The following is a 17,730-nucleotide window of genomic DNA, read 5'->3' on the forward strand; positions in this document are numbered from 1 at the left end:
CCGGAGTGAGCTGAGATGACCGTCGTCGCCGCCGAGTCCGGTTCCCCCACCGGCTCCTCCCCGTCCGACTCCGCCGGCGCCCCCGGCCGGCCGCGGGCCTCCGGGCGGGGCCGGCTCGTCCTGGCCCGGCTGCTCGCCGCCCGCGGCGCCGTCGCCGGGGCCGCCCTGATCCTGCTGCTGTTCGCGCTCGCCTTCGGCGGCCCGTACCTGACGCCCTGGGACTACGCCACGCCCGACTTCACCGCGCTGCACCAACCCCCCTCCGCCGAGCACTGGTTCGGCACCAACGGAGTCGGCCAGGACGTGTTCGCCCAGACCGTCCGCGGGCTGCAGAAGTCGCTGATCATCGGCCTGCTGGTGGCCCTGTTCTCCACCGTGCTGGCCTCCCTGGTCGGCGCCTGCGCCGGCTACTTCGGCGGCTGGGCCGACCGGGCGCTGATGTTCCTGGTCGACCTGATGCTGGTCTTCCCCAGCTTCCTGATCGTCACCGTGCTCTCGCCGCGGCTGCGCGGCAGCGGCTGGATCGCCTTCGTGCTGCTGCTCGCCCTCTTCAACTGGATGATCACCGCCCGGGTGGTCCGCTCGATGACCGTCTCCCTGCGCGAGCGCGAATTCGTCCGCGCCGCCCGGTTCATGGGCGTCCGGCCCCTGCGGATCATCAGCCGGCACATCCTGCCGAACGTCGCCTCCTTCCTCATCGTCGACGCCACCATCGCGGTCGGCGGCGCGGTGATGAGCGAGACCGCGCTCTCGTACTTCGGCTTCGGCGTCCGGCCGCCGGACGTCTCGCTCGGCACCCTGCTCGCCGCCGGGACCAGCGAAGCCCCGGTGTTCCCCTGGATGTTCTACTTCGCGGCCGGGCTGCTGGTGCTGTTCGTGCTCGCCGTCAACCTGGTCGGGGACGGACTGCGCGACGCCCTCGACCCCACCGCCGGGGGCGCTCCCCGCCGTTCCCGCCGGTCCCCCCGCTCGTGGAGGAAGCAGAAGTGACCACCGCCGTCGAGACCCCGCTGCTCGCCGTCCGGGACCTTCGGGTGGACTTCGCCGGTCCCCACGGCCCGGTGCCCGCCGTCCGGGGGGTGGACCTCACCCTGCACCGCGGCGAGACCCTCGGCATCGTCGGGGAGTCCGGCTCCGGGAAGTCCGTCACCGCGCTGTCCGTGCTCGGGCTGCTGCCGGGCACCGCCCGGGTCGGCGGCTCGGTGCGGCTCGACGGCCGGGAACTGGTCGGCCTGCCCGGCAAGGAGCTCGCCGCGATCCGCGGCCGCCGGGTCGCCATGGTCTTCCAGGACCCGCTGTCCGCCTTCACGCCGGTCTACCGGATCGGCGACCAGATCGCCGAGGCGGTCCGGGTCCACCAGCCGGTCGACCGGGCCACCGCCCGCCGCCGCGCCGCCGAACTCCTCGACCTGGTCGGCATTCCGGCCCCCGACCGGGCCCTCGACAGCTTCCCGCACGAGTTCTCCGGCGGCATGCGCCAGCGCGCGATGATCGCCATGGCCATCGCCAACGAGCCCGACATCCTGCTCGCCGACGAGCCCACCACCGCCCTGGACGTCACCATCCAGGCCCAGGTGCTCGACGTGCTGCGCACCGCCCGGGAGGAGACCGGCGCTGCCCTCGTGCTGGTCAGCCACGACCTCGGGGTGATCGCCGGGGCGGCCGACCGGGTCGCCGTGATGTACGCGGGCCGGGTGGTCGAGACCGCCGCGGTGGACGAGCTGTTCGCGGCCCCCCGCCACCCGTACACGCTCGGCCTCATCGGCGCGCTGCCCCGGCTGGACGGGCGGGGCGGCCCGCTCGTACCGATCCCCGGCATCCCGGCGCCGATGGCCGAACTGCCGCCCGGCTGCCCGTTCGCCGCACGCTGCCCGCTGGCGGAGGAGCGCTGCTCGGCGGCGGAGCCCCCGTTGACCGGGGACGACGGGCACCGGGCCGCGTGCGTGCGGTCGGCGGAGCTGGCCGAACGGCGGCCCGCGCCGAGCGAGGTGTACCCCGTGCCGGAGCTGCCGTCCGGTCCCGCCGCCGGGGACCGCTCCGAGCGGGCGCCGGTACTGTCGGTGAGCGGGCTCGGAAAAACGTTTCCGCTGCTCAAGGGCACGGTGTTCAAGCGCAAGGTCGGCGAGGTCTACGCGGTGGACGGCGTCGACCTGGACCTGCGGGAGGGTGAGACCCTCGGCCTGGTCGGGGAGTCCGGCTCGGGCAAGTCCACCACACTGTTCGAACTGCTGAAGCTGGGCGCCCCCGAGACCGGCCGGATCGAACTGCTCGGGCACGACACCGCCCGGCTCACCCGGGCCGAGGCCCAGCGGCTCCGCGCCCGGCTCCAGATCGTGTTCCAGGACCCGATGGCCAGCCTCGACCCCCGGATGCCGGTCGGCGACATCGTCGCCGAACCGCTGCGCGCCCAGTGCGCCCCGCGCGAGCAGATCGCCCGCCGGGTGCCCGAACTGCTGCGCCAGGTCGGCCTCGACCCGGAGCACGCCGTCCGCTACCCGCACCAGTTCTCCGGCGGGCAGCGCCAGCGCGTGTCCATCGCCCGGGCACTCGCCGTCCGGCCGGACCTGCTGGTCCTGGACGAACCGGTCTCCGCCCTGGACGTCTCGATCCAGGCCGGCGTGCTCAACCTGCTGCAACAGCTCAAGGCCGAACTCGGGCTGTCCTACCTGTTCGTGTCCCACGACCTCTCGGTGATCCGGCACCTCGCCGACCGGGTCAGCGTGATGTACCTCGGACGGACGGTCGAGCAGGGCGAGGTCTCCGCCGTCTTCGACCGCCCCCGCCACCCCTACACCCGGGCCCTGCTCTCCGCCGTCCCGCTGCCCGACCCGGCCGCCGAGCGCGCCCGCGACCGCATCCTGCTGGCCGGTGACCCGCCCTCCCCCACCGAACGCCGCACCGGCTGTGCCTTCCGCACCCGCTGCCCGCTCTACGCCGGGCTCCGGGACGCGACGGCCCGGGAACGGTGCGAACGGGAGCGGCCGACACCGGTCGGCTTCGACGGCGTGGACCAGCAGGCGGCCTGCCACCACCCGCAGTGATCGCTCTCAGTGATCGGCCGAATACGATTCGGCGGATCGGGTCGGCGGCGTGTACTGTCTTCCACGTCAGCAGGCGCCGCTAGCTCAGTTGGTTAGAGCAGCTGACTCTTAATCAGCGGGTCCGGGGTTCGAGTCCCTGGCGGCGCACATGGCGAGTCCTCAGGCCGTCCACTCCGGTGGGCGGCCTAAGGCGTTTCCGGGGCGGGTAGACCTTCGCACCATGACCTCCTCCGACACCCGCCCCCTGGCCGAGGAACTGTTGCTGCTCTGCGCCGACCCGGCGTCGGGGCGCCTGCGGTCCCCGACCGCCTTCCCGACCGCGATCGCGGGCGCCGTCCTCGCCGAGATGCAGCTGACGGGCACCATCACCGTCGAGGACCGCCGGATCACCGCCTTCGTGCCGTCGGGCGACCACGACGAACTCACCACCAGGGCGCTGACCGCACTGGAGCGGGCGGGCACGAGCCACCGCCGGACCACCCTCGACCACGCGCTGGGCACCCTCCGTTACCGCAGCGGCCCCCGGCGGTACCTGGACCGGCTGACCGACCAGGGGGTGCTCACCGTCCGCACCCCCGTCTTCCTGGGGTTGCCCCGCCGCCGCTGGACCGCCGTCCGGCCGGACGCCGGGGCGCTGATCGCCGAACGGGTGGCGGCGACGCTGGCCGGGACCGCCGGCTCCGGCCCGGCCACCCCGTCCGAGCAGCGGGACCACCAGCTCGCCGGGCTGATCGGGGCGACCCACCTGGAGCGCTGGCTGTACCCGGGAACGGCGGGCGAGCCGACCCGGCGCGCGGTGCGACAGCTCGCCCAGGGCCTGCCCGTCCCCCAGGCCGTGAACCGGGCCGCAGCCCGGCGCCGGAGGGCGATGAGCAGTTGAGGGCCTGGGCCCCGCAGCCGCTCCGGGCCTCAGCTCGTGTCGAGGACGGCGGAGGCCACCGCGTCCGGGCGGTCGAACATCACCAGGTGCCCGGCCGGGGCCGTGGTCCGGTAGTCGGCCCCGAGCAGCGTCGCGAGCTCGCGCTGCCGGGCCAGCCAGGATTCGGTGCGTCCGGTCCGACAGCCGTCGTCGGCGGCCAGCACGGTGACCGGCAGGCCCTCGGGCAGCGGCCGGGTGCGCCGCAGTTCGTCCAGCTCGGCTGCCATGTCCAGGTAGCGCCCGTTCTCCCGGAGCAGCGCCCGCAGGGCCCGGCCGGTGCGGTAGCAGTGCCGGACCAGCGGCGCGGGGGCGAGGTCCTCGCGGCGGACGGTGGACAGCCGGGCGGTCACCCGGCGCGCGGTCGGGCCGAGCAGATACGGCACGGCGAGGGCGGTCGCGGCGCCCGCCAGGGCCCGGGCCGCCAGGTCCCGTGCGGCGGGTGCCGGGTACGGGCGGGCCTCCGGTTCGACGCTGCCGTCGACCAGGACCAGCCCGGCGGCCCGCTCGGGGTGCAGCCGTGCGAAGGCCTCCACGTGGAAGCCCGCGAGCGAGTGTCCGACGAGGGTGCAGGGCCCGTCCATCCCGAGCCCGTCCAGCACCGCGCGGATCCGCCCGGCCTCCCCGGCCGCCGTCGGGGCGGGGCGCCCGGCGGCGGGCTCGGCGGCGCTCAGCCCGTAGCCGGGCCGGTCGAAGCGGACGACGGTGCGGTAGGGGGCGAGGAAGGGGACGACCAGGTCCCAGTCGAACCAGCTGCTGCCCAGGCCGCCGGTGAGCAGGCAGACCGGGCCGCTGCCCTCGGTGCGGACGTGCAGCGGGACGCCCTCGATGCGCAGGAAGCGCGCGCGGGTCGGGGGGCCGGTGGGTGCGGTCACACCGGCCTCCGGTCGAAGGCCGGCTCGCCCGGGGGCACGTTTCCACCCTAACCGGCGGCAGAACTCCTCCCAAACCAGGAGGAAACGGGCCTCCGGAGCACCGGACGGGGCGGGCGGGGTTCGAGGCACCCCCCGGAACCGTGTATTGTTTTCCAGGTCAGCAGGCGCCGCTAGCTCAGTTGGTTAGAGCAGCTGACTCTTAATCAGCGGGTCCGGGGTTCGAGTCCCTGGCGGCGCACAGACAGTTGGGGAGCCTCTCGCAGCAGCGAGGGGCTCCCCGATTTTTTGGCCCTCGATGTCCGTTTTATGTGTGATGTCGGTCTCGATTGCCGTTCCGGTGGAGCCATTGGGCCCACCCGGCTCGTCCAGGTCTGTGAACCGGAATCGGGACAAAGGTCCCTAACCGCCGATGTCCCCGTCTGTGCAGGCTGGCCCGGTCCGCCCGCAGGAAAGGCCGCGCCTTGTTCCGAAACGCCCAGAGCGGCCGGCCGCCGATCGGCCTGCGGCCGGTCAAGCGCCTCAAGCGCTCCACCACCACGGTGCCCGGCGGCGGGAAGCCGCGCCGCCCCAAGCGCACCGGCTGGCGCCGGCTGATACCCACCTGGCGGATGACCCTGCTGGGCTTCGCCGCGGCACTGCTGCTCGGCGTCGGCCTGTTCGCGCTGGGGGTCGCGCTGGTGAAGGTCCCGGACGCGCACGCCGCCGCGACGGCCCAGAGCAACACCTGGCTCTACGCCGACGGCTCGGTGATCACCCGCACCGGCCAGACCAACCGGCAGAACGTCGGCCTGGACAAGGTCTCCCCCGCCGCCCAGCACGCCGCGCTGGCCGCCGAGGACCGCAACTTCTACAACGAGGGTGCCGTCAACGTGCAGGGCCTGGTCCGGGCCGCCCTCAACACCGCCAAGGGCGAGGGCACCCAGGGCGGCTCCACCATCACCCAGCAGTACGTGAAGAACACGTACCTGAACCAGAAGCAGTCGATCACCCGCAAGGTGAAGGAACTCTTCATCTCGATCAAGGTGGATGCCACCGAGAGCAAGGACGACGTCCTCTCCGGCTACCTCAACACCTCCTACTACGGTCGCGGCGCGTACGGCATCCAGGCCGCCGCCCAGGCGTACTTCGGCATCGACGCCTCCGCGCTCAACCCGGCCCAGGGCGCCTACCTGGCCACCCTGCTGAACGCCCCGAGCGCCTTCGACGTGGCCACCGCGACCCCGGCGGGCAAGCAGAACGCCGTCAACCGCTGGAACTACGTCATGGACGGCATGGTCAAGGAGGGCTGGCTCTCCGCCGACGAGCGGGCCAGGACCACCTTCCCGGACGTCAAGGACCCGCAGCCCAACCCGGGCCTGTCCGGCCAGTCCGGCTACCTGGTGGACGCGGCCACCCAGTACCTCACCTCGAACAACGTCATCAGCGAGACCGAGCTGGCCAAGGGCGGCTACACGATCAGGCTGAGCATCGACCCGAACCGCCAGCAGGCCCTCCAGGACTCCGTCCAGGCGCAGCTGCACGACACCCTGAACCCGGACAAGCGGAAGAAGGACGCGGCCGCCCAGGCAGGCGCCGTCTCGGTGGACCCGAAGACCGGCGCGGTCGTCGCCCTGTACGGCGGCGTCGACTACGTGAAGCACTACGTCGACAACGCCACCCGGCGCGACTACCAGGCCGGTTCGACCTTCAAGGCGATCGCGCTGGCCGCCGCCTTCGAGAACAACGCCAAGACCCAGGACGGCCGGACCGTCACCCCGCACACGGTCTACGACGGAACCAGCGGCCGCAAGGTCCGCGGCGGCAAGGGCACCCCGTACGCGCCGCCGAACGAGGGCGACAGGAGCTACGGCCAGATCAGCCTCCAGCAGGCCACCGACTGGTCGGTCAACTCGGCCTTCGCCCAGCTCGCCCAGGACACCGGGCTGCAGAAGGTCAAGGACACCGGCATCGCGCTGGGCCTGCCCGCCAACACCCCGGGCCTGGACCCGGTGCCGTCCATCCCGCTGGGCGCGGCCACCCCGAGCGTGATGGACATGGCCGGGGTGTACGCCACGCTGGACAACGGCGGCAAGCAGATCACCCCGTGGCTGGTGCAGTCGGTGGACCGCGGCGGCGAGTCCGTGGAGCTGCCCGCGCACAAGACCACCCAGGCGATCAGCGCGGACACCGCCAACCAGGTCACCTCGATGCTCCAGGGCGTGGTGAGCGACCCGGGCGGCACCGGCTGGCGGGCGAAGGCGCTGGGCCGCCCGGTGGCGGGCAAGACCGGCACCACCGACGACCAGAAGTCCGTCTGGTTCGTCGGCTACACCCCCGAGCTGGTCACCTCGGTCGCGCTGTTCGGCCAGGACCCGGGCACCGGCGCCCAGGTCAGTCTGAGCGGCGTCGGCGGGATCGACGGTGCGGCGGGCGGCCAGTACCCGACACAGATCTGGACCAGCTACATGAAGGCCGCGCTCAAGGGCCAGCCGGTGAGCGACTTCCCGACCCCGGCGGACGGCGACGACTCCTCGGGCCCCACCGACCTGCCGACCGTTCCGAGCACGCCGAGCAGCACCCCGTCGACCGGCAGCGCCACGCCGAGCACCGGTGCGGGCAACCAGCAGGGCGACAACCCCGGCGCTAACTCCTCGGGCGGCTCTGGTTCCGGCTCTGGTTCCGGCTCGGGCTCGGGCTCGGGCTCCGGCTCGGGCTCCGGCGGTAGCGGCACCGGGACGACCACCGATCCGGCCGGCCAGCCCACCGACCAGCCCACCTCGCGGCCCACCGGCCGGCCGACCTCCCGGCCGACGCCGACCACCCAGCCGACCACCGGCCCGACCGGTCAGCCGACCACCCAGCCCACCGGCGGGGCGGGTGCGCTCACGGGGGCGGGGGCCGGGGGCTGATCGTGCCGGGGCCGATCTTCCCGGGGCCGACCGTCCCGGAGACCGGCCGTCCCTCCGGATGGAGTCGTCGCGGCGGGTGACGTCGTTGACGCGGGCCGGATCACCGACACGGTTCGGTGGTCCGGCCCGCGTCGGTGAGTACGCCGTTTCGGACAGTCGAGACCAGGACCAAATAACGAAATGGCGCCTTACCGAAGCGTCGGCATGACTGTCACAATGCGCCAGTGCACAGATCAACGGCCTCGCCCACCCTCCCTTCGGGCAGAACCCTCGGCCTCGGCCTCGCCCTGGTGTCCGCCTTCGCGTTCGGCGGCTCCGGTACCGCGGCCAAACCGCTGATCGAGGCCGGACTCTCTCCCCTGCACGTGGTCTGGCTCCGGGTCACCGGGGCTGCCGTCGCCCTGCTGCCGATCGCCTACCGGCACCGGGACGCCGTCCTGCGCCGCCCCGGCCTGCTGCTCGGCTTCGGCCTGCTCGCCGTGGCCGGCGTCCAGGCCTGCTACTTCGCCGCGATCTCCCGCATCCCGGTCGGCGTCGCCCTGCTCATCGAGTACCTCGGGCCGCCGTTGCTGATCGGCTACGTCAGGTTCGTCCAGCGCAGGCCGATCACCCGGGGCGCGGCCATCGGCGCGGGCGTCGCGGTGGCCGGGCTGGCCTGCGTGGTGGAGGTCTGGAACGGCCTCGGCTTCGACGCGGTGGGCGTGCTGTTCGCCCTCGGCGCGGCCTGCTGCCAGGTCGGCTACTTCCTGCTCGCCGACGCCGGCCGCCGGGGCGACCGCCCCGTCGACCCGCTGGCCGTCAGCGCGTACGGGCTGCTGATCGGCGCCGTCCTGCTCACCGTCCTCACCCGGCCCTGGCAGGCCGACTGGAGCCCGCTCGGCGGGACGGTGGTGATGGACGGGCACAGCCTGCCCGCCCTGATCCCGGCCGCCTGGATGGTGCTGGTCGCGACCGTGCTCGCCTACCTGACCGGCGTGGTCTCCGTCGGGTACCTCTCGCCGCCGGTCGCCGGGGTGGTGGCCAACCTGGAGGCCGTGGTCGCCACCGTGCTGGCCTGGGTCCTGCTCGGCGAGCACCTGGGGCTGCCGCAGGTGGTGGGCGGCCTGCTGGTGCTGGCGGGCGCCTTCGCGGCGCAGACGAGCAAGCCGTCGGCCGCCGTGGAGGCGGGGGCCTCTGCAGGGGCGGAGCCGGGTGCGGGTGCGGGGGCGGAGCCGGGTGCGGCCTCGGGTGTGGACGGTGGTTCCGTTCCTTCCGGTGCCACTGCCTCACGTGCCACTGCGGCGGCCCGGGAGCGGGTGGCCGCCGCCGACCGCGGGGTCAGCGGCCGGTCCAGCCGAACCAGTCGAGGTGACTGAGCGGCCACACCACGGCCGACACCGGACCGACCACGTTGTCCACCGGAACGGCGCCGCCGCCCGGCCCCTGCCGGTGCCAGCGGGAGTCCGCCGAGTCACTGCGGTGGTCACCCTCGACCCAGATGTAGCCCGAGGGCACCTTCACCGGGCCGAAGTCCATGCCCGCGCAGGAGTCGTCGCCGGGGTGCAGGTACGGCTCGTCGACCTTCCTGCCGTCGACGGTCAGCGTGGTGCCCGCGCACTGGACGGTCTGGCCACCGGTCGCGATGACCCGCTTGACCAGGTAGTTGTCGTCCTTCGGCGGCACCAGCCCGACGAAGCTCAGCACCGAGCTCACGGCGTTGGTGAGCGGGTTCGAGTCGACCGGCTGCGGCGGCAGCCAGTTCCCCGGGTCCTTGAACACCACCGGCTGCCCCTGCTCCGGCGTCCAGCCGGTCAGCGGCGCGAGCTTGTTCACGCCGACCCGGTCGCCGACCCGCAGGGTGTTCTCCATCGACCCGGACGGGATCGTGAAGACCTGGAACAGACAGGTCTTGATCAGCAGCGCGACCACCAGCCCGACCGCCGCCATCGCCGGCAGCTCGATCCACCACGGCCGGGGACGGCGCCCCGCCCGACGGGCCTTGCGGCCGCGCGATCCGCCGTTCCGACCGCGGGCCCCGGCCCGGCCCCCGGGCGCGTCCCCCTGGGCATGCCGGTCGCCCGGGCCCTGCTGGCCGTACGGGCTGTCCGGGTCCTGCCGGCCGTGCGGGCCGTACGCTCCCTGCTGGTCGTACCGGCCGTGCTGGGCGTCCCGGGCGGCTGGTACGCCGGGGACGGCGGGTTCGCTGGGAGCTCCGCCGGGCGTTTCGGGCAGGTTCACCGCCATCGTCGCTGCTCCACCTCTCCGGCTGGGGAAAGTTGCACGCTACGCCAACCGGGGAGCCTCGGGAAATCCGGTGTTTAGCCGCGCCCGACATCGCCGCCTGTGCCTTCGGACGCCGGGCGCCGCGCTCAGTGCCCTCAGGCGCGGGCGATGGCCTCGTGGTGGCGGATCACCTCGGCGATGATGAAGTTCAGGAACTTCTCCGCGAAGACCGGGTCGAGCTTGGCACCGGCAGCCAGCTCCCGCAGCCGCTTGATCTGGTCCCGCTCCCGCGCAGGGTCCGCCGGCGGCAGCTTGTGCTCGGCCTTGAGCCGACCGACCCGCTGGGTCGCCTTGAAGCGCTCGGCCAGCATGTGGACCACCGCGGCATCGATGTTGTCGATGCTCTCGCGCAGGCTGGTCAGCTCCGCCCGTACCGCGTCGTCGATCCCCTCGGTCGCGCCGGCGTCGGGGGTCGTGGGCTGGTCCGTCATCGGGTCGGCTCCCGGTGTCTGGGATGGGCGCCCAGCCGTACGGCGGCCGGGCTCGGGCCCGGGCAAATCTAACAGGGCCTCCGGTCCGGACCGGCACCGTTCGGGGGAACCGTCCACCATCCGGACAGCCCTGCGGACCGTCCGGCACCCGGCCGCGCACCGGGGCTGCCCGTAGGCTGGTGCGTGCATGACCGGAAGTGACGACTCAGCAGTCCCTCAGCACTGGAGGAACCGATCGTGGCAACCACCCGCACCGCCCGCACCGCCTGGGAGGGGGACCTCCTCCACGGCAAGGGGCAGGTGACCTTCGCCTCCTCCGGGATCGGCGAGTACCCCGTCTCCTGGCCGGCCCGCGCCGAGGAGCCCAACGGCAGGACCAGCCCCGAGGAACTCATCGCGGCCGCCCACTCCGCCTGCTTCTCGATGGCCCTCAGCAACGGCCTGACCAAGGCAGGCAACCCGCCCGCCAAGCTGGACACCCGGGCCGAGGTCACCTTCCAGCCCGGCACCGGCATCACCGGCATCCACCTGACCGTCACCGGTGAGGTCCCCGGGCTGGACGAGGCCGGCTTCGTGAAGGCCGCCGAGGACGCCAAGGCCAACTGCCCGGTCAGCCAGGCCCTGACCGGCACCACCATCACCCTCACGGCCGAGCTCGCCTGACCGCCTCCCCGGCCCGTCCGGGGCGCACCCCGGCCGCGCCCCCGGCGCGCGCCCAGCGCCCGGGGGCGCGGCTTCGGCGCACGCCCTTCCGGCGCACCTCATGTGATGTGCACCGAAGGCGTCTGAACGTTCCGCCATGCATGATCCCAAACGGGGCGAATCACCCTGGCGGCGGTCACCGCGCGTTGTCGTCGCGGCCTATGATCGGCCGAAGCGCCCTGTTCTTCACCCCGGTCCCCGCGCGACAGCGCCCCACGGCGGACGCCCCGCAGCGGACCGACTCCGAGGACCCCGACAGAGTGCGGAGCCGGCCGCCGGAATCCCGACCGGCCAGGCAGACCATCGTCAAGCGTCAGCAGCGGACGGGAGCATGCCGTGCCGGGCCAGAACGAGGGGGCCGACGCACGCCGCCCAGGCGTGCGGCACAAGGAATCGTCACACCACCGCCACCTCGCCGCGCCGGTCCTCGATCCGGCGGGCCCGAGCGCGTCAGCTGCTCCTGCGGCCTCCCCGTCGGTCTCCCCGGTCGCGGGCTGCGGCACCCTGGAGGACCCGGGGCCACTGCTCTGCCCCACCTGCTCGGCCCCGTTGACCAGCGGTCCGCACCCGGACGCCGGCGAGGTCCCCGGCCGGGACGGCAACGGCGACGACCGACTGCTGGCGGCGCTCCGGGCCAGCGAGTCCCGGTTCCGGGCCGCCTTCTGCGACGCGGTCATCGGCATGGCCCTGATCGACCCCGAGGACCGGATCATCGAGGTCAACCCCGCCTTCGCCGCCCTGATCGGCCGTGGCGTCGGCGAACTGGTCCGCACCCACCTGCACGAGATCATCGACCCGGAGGGCATGCCGCCCCGGCTGTTCACCGACCTCGTCCACGGCCAGCGGGAACGGTTCCGCGTGGAGAAGCAGCTCAAGCACCGCGAGGGCCACACGGTCTGGAGCAAGGTGACCGTCTCGCTCATCCGGGACCCCGCCGGGCAGCCGCTGTACACCCTCGCGCTGGTCGAGGACATCACCGAGCAGCGCCGACTCGGCGACCGCCTGGAGTACCAGGCCCTGCACGACCCGCTGACCCGGCTGCCCAACCGGACCTACTTCTTCGAACGGCTCGACGCCGCCTGCCTCCCGGGCGGCGACGACCGCGGGAACCGTGGCGGCTCCGGCCGGCCGGTGGCGGTCACGGGGGAACGACGGGTGGGTGTCTGCTACCTCGACCTCGACGGCTTCGCGGCGATCAACGAGACCCTCGGCCACCACATCGGCGACCAGCTGCTGATCGCCGTCGCCGCCCGGCTGCGGCGCGGGCTCCCCGAACGGGACGCCCACCTGGTCGCCCGCATGGGCGGCGACGAGTTCGCCGTCCTGGTCGCCGACAGTGCCGGCAACGAGCAGCTGACCGCGCTGGCCGGACGGATCCTGGAGGTGCTGGAACGTCCCTTCGACGTCGCCGGGCACCGGCTGGTGGTCACCGCCAGCGTCGGCGTCGTCGAACGGTCGGTGCACGAGACCACCCCGACCGACCTGGTCAAGGACGCCGACGCGACGCTCTACTGGTCGAAGGCGGACGGCCGCGCCCGCTGGACCCTCTACGACCCGGACCGGGGTGCTCACCAGCTCACCCGGCAGCTGCTCGCCACCGCGCTGCGGCCGGCGCTGGAGCGCGGCGAGTTCACCATCGAGTACCAGCCGCTGGTCGGCCTGGCCGACGGCGCGGTGCGCGGCGCCGAGGCGTTGGTCCGCTGGCGCCACCCCCGCTACGGGACGCTCTCGCCCGACCGGTTCATCCCGCTCGCCGAGGAGTCCGGCGCCATCGTGCCGCTCGGCAAGTGGGTGCTGGAGGAGTCCTGCCGCCAGGCCCGACAGTGGCTCACCGAGTTCCCGGACACCGAGACCTTCGTGAGCGTCAACCTGGCGGCCCGCCAGATCTGGGACTCCGACGTGGTGGCCGACGTCGCCCGTGCCCTCGAACGCACCGGCCTGCCCGCCCGGCTCCTGCAGCTGGAGATCACCGAGAGCGCCCTGCTCGGTCCCGGCGGCCGCCCGCTCCAGGCCTTGCAGGCGCTCGCCGACATGGGCGTTCGGATCGCGATCGACGACTTCGGCACCGGCTATTCCAACCTGGCCTACCTCTCCCGGCTGCCGGTGCACGTGCTGAAGCTCGACGGGACGTTCATCGAGGGCTTCCGCGATCCGGCGCCCGCTCCGGGTGGGCACTCCACCGCTGGTGCGACTCCGACTGCTTCGCCGGCTGCGTCGGCTGCGTCGGCTGCGTCGTCGCCGGCTTCCTCGGCTTCTCCCTCGGCTGCGGCCCCGGCTGCGACCCCGGCACCGGCGGAGCGCCCGGCCCTCCCGGAGCTCCGCTCACGCCGCCGCGACGCGGACGAGCAGATCGTCGGCGCGATGGTCCAGCTGGCCCACACCCTCGGCCTGACCGTCACCGCCGAGGGCATCGAGAGCGCCGCCCAGGCGGAGCGGCTCCGGCTGACCGGCTGCGACACCGCCCAGGGCTGGTACTTCGCCCGCCCCGGCGAGGCCGAACTGGTCGCGGCCATACTCCGGAATGGCCGCCCCGCCCCGAGCGGCCGCTAGGCCGACAGGGCGGTAGCGTCACCGGAGGCCGTCACGGGGCATCACCGGGGGGGGCACCCGGGGGGCTCAGGTGGTCGCCGTCAGGCCGTACGCCTCGGCGATCAGACCGTAGGAGCGGAACCGGGCCTCGTGGCCGTGGATGTGCGAAGTGACCATCAGCTCGTCCACGCCGGTCCGCTTGCGCAGCGACTCCAGGCCGTCCGCGACCTGGCCCGGGGCGCCCAGCACCACGTTGTCGAGCCAGCTGTCGATGAAGTCCGCCTCGACCGGGCTGTACGGGTACTCCTCGGCCTCCTCCGGGGTGGGGATCGGGCCGGGGTTGCCGCGCCGGAGCCGGAGCATGCCGAGGGCCGCGGAGCGGGCGAGGCGGCGGGCGGAGGTCTCGTCGTCGGCGGCGACGGCGCTCACGCCGATCAGCGCGTACGGCTCGCTGAGCACGACGGAGGGGCGGAAGGACGTCCGGTACAGGTCCAGCGCCGGGAGGGTGTTGGCGCTGCTGAAGTGGTGGGCGAAGGCGAACGGGAGGCCGAGCCGGCCGGCCAACTGGGCGCTGAATCCGGAGGACCCGAGTAGCCAGACCGGCGGACGGCCCTCGCCCTTGGGAACGGCGGTCAGCCGCTCGTACGGGTGGCCGGAGGGGAAGTCGCCGTCGAGGAAGTGGGTCAGCTCGGAGAGCTGCAGCGGGAAGTCGTCCGCTCCTTCCGCGTGGCCGCGGCGCAGCGCGCGGGCGGTGGCCGGGTCGGTGCCGGGGGCGCGGCCGAGCCCGAGGTCGATCCGGCCGGGGTGCAGGGCCTCCAGCAGACCGAACTGCTCGGCGATGGCCAGCGGGGCGTGGTTGGGGAGCATGACGCCGCCCGAGCCTAGCCGCAGCGTGGTGGTGTTGGCCCCGAGGTGGGCGAGCAGGACGGCCGGGGTCGAGCTGGCCACGCCGGGCATGCCGTGGTGCTCGGCCACCCAGAAGCGGTGGTACCCCCACTGCTCGGCCTGGCGAGCCAGCTCGGTGGTGGCGGCCAGGGCCTGGCCGGGCGAGTAGCCGACGCCGACGGTGGCCAGGTCGAGGATCGAGAGCGGAGCGGGCGCCGTGCCGCGGGCGGTGCCCCGTATCGCCTCACCGGTCCGCGGGTCACCGGTCCCCGGTGCGGTTCGGTGCTCCTGCTGGTCCTCGGTGGTCATGCCGTCCGCCCTCCTGGCTGTCCTTGGTCCGGCTCTCCTCCGAGCCGGCCGTCGTGGGCGGCCGCGCGGGTCTCGGACGGCCCGCCGGTCGCTGCTGCCGACGGGGGTCAACCACGGTCACGGGCTGGCTGTTCCCGGGCCGGCCGCTCGATCCGAGCGCGGCCGGTGCGGCCCGAGGTACGGCCCGGGTCGCTGGCCGGGGTGCGGCTTGACCGGTTCAAGCATGTGGGGCGACCCCGGCGGTTCGGACGACGGAGAGCCAGTACGCCGATGCGGCTGGCGACTTCATGCCAGGGTCGGGAAGTCGCCAGCCGGAGCGCTCGCGACCGGCGACCGGCTTCGGGCAGGGTGGTGATCAGGAACGGGTCACCGAGCGGGTCCTCGTTCCGTCGGCAAGATCGTCGGGCTGGACCAGCGCCGAACGATCCCTGCGAGCCTTCGGCGCGGCACCCCGCCCCGGGGGCTCGTTCCGTTTCCGGCGACCTCCGCCCGCGACGCCCGGGGACACCTCACCGGAGCACCTCACCGGCCCGTGAGCTGCGGCCGACCGCCGTGAGCTGCGGCATACCGGGGTGCTTCATGGCATGAAAAGTCGAGGCGCTAGCGTTGGCTCAGCAGCCACCTGCTCCCCCAGGGCGGCGTGGAGGGAGTAAGGCCTTGAATTTCGTGGCGGCGATCGGATCCTCGTGGATCTGCGCCCTTGCGCTCTTCGCCGTACTCGGCGACGCCCTGCTCCCCTTCATCCCGAGCGGAACGCTGGTCATCCTGGCCGTGCTCAAGACGGCGCCGATCAACGGCGCCCCCGTGCTGCTCGGCCTGGGTGTGGCGGTGGCCTCCTTCCTCGGCGACCTCCTGCTGCTCCACCTCGCCCGGCGCGGCGCCCCGCTGCTGCAGCGCCGCCTCGCCCGGCGCCCGCGACTGGCGGCCAGCGTGGCCCGGGTCCAGCAGTCACTGGTCGAGCGCCCCCACGGCGGGGCGGCCGCGATGGTGGTGGTCGCACGGTTCGTGCCGGCCGGGCGGACCGTCCTGGACCTGGCCATCGGCCACTCCCCCGCCCATCCGCACCGCTTCCTGCACTGGTCGGCGCTGGCGGCGCTGATCTGGGCCGCCTACATAGTGACGCTGGGCTGGCTGAACAGCCACTGGTTCAACACCGCCTGGCTGAGTCTCGCGGTCTCCTGCGCGGCGGCCACCGCCGTCAGTACCGCGATCGCCCGAATAGTGCGCCGCCACCGGCGGCTGGCCGCGCTCTGACCGGCCCCGGGGCGACCGACGCCTTCCGGCCACGGGAGGCTGTGAGGAGCATAATTTTCCCTTACGGGCGACGACCCGCACCGAGCGCTGACGAACTCTGACCGAGCCGGGTAGGGCGGCGGTACCGTACCTCCCGGACGTCGCGCAGTGTGAAGCGTCACAGGACCGCAACAGATGACGACCCCCTGCAGCCCAGCCTGCCACCCCCGACGTGTTGACTGTCGTCGGAGCCCGGGGGCCTTGGTAGCCGCTGCGGCGACATGACATGCTATCGGCGGAATACTCATCAATTGCCCGATTTGACCGGAGCGGCCCGGCGCCGCCCCCACCACCGGCGATCGGAACCCAGGGGAGACCATGACCAGCATCTCGCGCAGGACGGTGCTCAGTGCAACCGCCGCGACCGCAGCCCTCGGCGCGGTCGCCGCCTGTTCCAGCAGCGGATCCGGTTCGGGGCAGGACTCCACCTCATCTTCCTCCGGCGGCAGTGGCAAGGCCGGCCAGAGCGGCACCGCTGACCCGACCCAGGCCGTGGTGCCCAAGGGCACTCCGATCGGCGACGGATCCAACGCGGACACCGGTCCGCAGCCGAACCAGCCCAAGCCCGAGAAGCTCAAGCCGGGCGAGCGCCCGCCGCAGTTCGTGGTGTTCTCCTGGGACGGCGCGGGCGGCACCGACGACGGCCAGTTCCCCCGCTTCCTCAAGCTGGCGGAGCAGTACAAGGCCACGATGACCTTCTTCCTCTCCGGCATCTACGCCCTGCCCAAGGGCAAGTCCCAGATGTACCACCCGCCGAAGCACGCGGTCGGCGCCTCCGACATCCCTTACCTCTCGGACGGCGCGGTCAAGAGCACCCTCAAGCTCGTCAGCCAGGCCTGGCTCGCCGGGCACGAGATCGGCACCCACTTCAACGGGCACTTCTGCTCCAGCCGTCCGGACAAGAACGGGGTCAACATGTGGACCCCGGACGACTGGCAGAGCGAGATAGACCAGGCGATCGCCTTCGTCACCCAGTGGCGCACCAACACCGGCTTCACCGACGTCGACCCGCTCCCCTTCGACTACAAGAAGGAGCTCGTCGGCGGCCGCACCCCGTGCCTGGAGGGGCAGAAGGCGCTGCTGCCGACCATCGCCAAGTTGGGCTGGAAGTACGACGCCAGTTCCTCGGGCGGCCTCCAGATATGGCCGCAGAAGGTGCAGGACGGCAAGATCTGGGACTTCCCGCTGCAGTCCATCCCGTTCCCCGGGCACACTTTCCAGGTCCTGTCGATGGACTACAACATCCTGGCCAACCAGTCCAACGGCAGTACCAAGGGCGACCCGTCCAAGTACGGCGACTGGCGCACCCAGGCCACCAACTCCTACCTGGCCGGCTTCGAGCGCGCCTACAACAGCAACCGGGCGCCGTTCTTCATCGGCAACCACTTCGAGCAGTGGAACGGCGGCATCTACATGGACGCCGTCGAGGAAACCCTCAAGGCCATCGCGGGCAAGCCCGAGGTCCGGCTGGTCTCCTTCCGGCAGTTGGTCGAATGGCTGGAGGTGCAGGACCAGTCGACCCTGCGCAAGCTGCGCACGCTCAACGTCGGCCAGGCTCCGTCCGGCGGCTGGGAGAGCTTCCTCGGCGCGGCGGGCTGA

Annotated in this window: 13 protein-coding genes and 2 tRNA genes; 11 read left to right on the forward strand and 4 right to left on the reverse strand. The window is 73.1% G+C overall.

Annotated elements, in window-relative coordinates:
- The first annotated feature begins 15 nt into the window (after positions 1 to 15).
- From ACH4J0_RS20265 to ACH4J0_RS20280, 4 genes are all read left to right on the forward strand, one after another.
- Positions 16 to 990 (forward strand): ABC transporter permease, encoded by a 975-nt coding sequence (locus ACH4J0_RS20265; protein ID WP_396241922.1) that lies wholly within the window; start codon positions 16 to 18, stop codon positions 988 to 990.
- Positions 987 to 3,041, forward strand: a complete 2,055-nt coding sequence (locus tag ACH4J0_RS20270) for a dipeptide ABC transporter ATP-binding protein (RefSeq protein ID WP_396241923.1) — start codon at positions 987 to 989, stop codon at positions 3,039 to 3,041. Before ACH4J0_RS20265 ends, ACH4J0_RS20270 begins: the two co-directional genes overlap by 4 nt.
- Before the next feature lie 73 nt (positions 3,042 to 3,114).
- Positions 3,115 to 3,188: transfer RNA gene (locus ACH4J0_RS20275), tRNA-Lys, on the forward strand.
- Between the two features lie 73 nt (positions 3,189 to 3,261).
- Positions 3,262 to 3,921 carry a GPP34 family phosphoprotein gene (locus ACH4J0_RS20280; RefSeq protein ID WP_396241924.1) on the forward strand — a complete coding sequence of 220 codons (660 nt, stop codon included), beginning with the start codon at positions 3,262 to 3,264 and terminating at the stop codon, positions 3,919 to 3,921.
- Positions 3,922 to 3,950: 29 nt separating this feature from the next.
- Here the strand turns inward: ACH4J0_RS20280 and ACH4J0_RS20285 are convergent, their stop codons facing one another.
- Entirely contained in the window at positions 3,951 to 4,832 is an 882-nt protein-coding gene (locus ACH4J0_RS20285; protein ID WP_396241925.1) for an alpha/beta fold hydrolase, read from the reverse strand.
- Between the two features lie 164 nt (positions 4,833 to 4,996).
- Here ACH4J0_RS20285 and ACH4J0_RS20290 point away from each other — a divergent pair.
- The 3 genes from ACH4J0_RS20290 (at position 4,997) to ACH4J0_RS20300 (ending at position 9,075) form a co-directional block, all read left to right on the forward strand.
- Positions 4,997 to 5,070 (forward strand) — tRNA-Lys (locus ACH4J0_RS20290).
- A 223-nt stretch (positions 5,071 to 5,293) separates the two neighbouring features.
- Positions 5,294 to 7,720, forward strand: a complete 2,427-nt coding sequence (locus tag ACH4J0_RS20295) for a transglycosylase domain-containing protein (RefSeq protein WP_396241926.1) — start codon at positions 5,294 to 5,296, stop codon at positions 7,718 to 7,720.
- Positions 7,721 to 7,944: 224 nt separating this feature from the next.
- Entirely contained in the window at positions 7,945 to 9,075 is a 1,131-nt protein-coding gene (locus tag ACH4J0_RS20300; protein ID WP_396241927.1) for an EamA family transporter, read from the forward strand.
- Here the strand turns inward: ACH4J0_RS20300 and lepB are convergent.
- A complete protein-coding gene (gene lepB / locus ACH4J0_RS20305; RefSeq protein ID WP_396241928.1) occupies positions 9,038 to 9,943 on the reverse strand; it encodes a signal peptidase I in 906 nt (301 codons plus the stop codon). The two genes, ACH4J0_RS20300 and lepB, sit on opposite strands and share 38 nt — an antisense overlap.
- 134 nt (positions 9,944 to 10,077) lie before the next feature.
- On the reverse strand, positions 10,078 to 10,413 hold the full coding sequence (locus ACH4J0_RS20310; protein ID WP_396241929.1) for a chorismate mutase: 336 nt from the start codon (positions 10,411 to 10,413) through the stop codon (positions 10,078 to 10,080).
- Positions 10,414 to 10,650: 237 nt separating this feature from the next.
- On the opposite strand from ACH4J0_RS20310, the gene ACH4J0_RS20315 reads away from it, so the two are divergent.
- Positions 10,651 to 11,076 carry an OsmC family protein gene (locus tag ACH4J0_RS20315; protein ID WP_396241930.1) on the forward strand — a complete coding sequence of 142 codons (426 nt, stop codon included), beginning with the start codon at positions 10,651 to 10,653 and terminating at the stop codon, positions 11,074 to 11,076.
- A gap of 375 nt (positions 11,077 to 11,451) precedes the next feature.
- Positions 11,452 to 13,665, forward strand: coding sequence for a putative bifunctional diguanylate cyclase/phosphodiesterase (locus ACH4J0_RS20320; protein ID WP_396241931.1), 2,214 nt, complete (start codon positions 11,452 to 11,454; stop codon positions 13,663 to 13,665).
- A 66-nt stretch (positions 13,666 to 13,731) separates the two neighbouring features.
- Here the strand turns inward: ACH4J0_RS20320 and ACH4J0_RS20325 are convergent, their stop codons facing one another.
- Positions 13,732 to 14,838 carry an LLM class flavin-dependent oxidoreductase gene (locus tag ACH4J0_RS20325; protein WP_396241932.1) on the reverse strand — a complete coding sequence of 369 codons (1,107 nt, stop codon included), beginning with the start codon at positions 14,836 to 14,838 and terminating at the stop codon, positions 13,732 to 13,734.
- 666 nt (positions 14,839 to 15,504) lie between these two features.
- Between ACH4J0_RS20325 and ACH4J0_RS20330 the strand changes: the two genes are divergently transcribed.
- Both ACH4J0_RS20330 and ACH4J0_RS20335 read left to right on the forward strand, forming a co-directional pair.
- Positions 15,505 to 16,092: a DedA family protein gene (locus ACH4J0_RS20330; RefSeq protein WP_396242056.1), complete on the forward strand. Its 588-nt coding sequence runs from the start codon at positions 15,505 to 15,507 to the stop codon at positions 16,090 to 16,092.
- 357 nt (positions 16,093 to 16,449) lie between these two features.
- Entirely contained in the window at positions 16,450 to 17,730 is a 1,281-nt protein-coding gene (locus tag ACH4J0_RS20335; protein WP_396241933.1) for a hypothetical protein, read from the forward strand.

Source organism: Kitasatospora sp. NPDC017646 (assembly GCF_044329365.1).
GTDB lineage: Bacteria > Actinomycetota > Actinomycetes > Streptomycetales > Streptomycetaceae > Kitasatospora.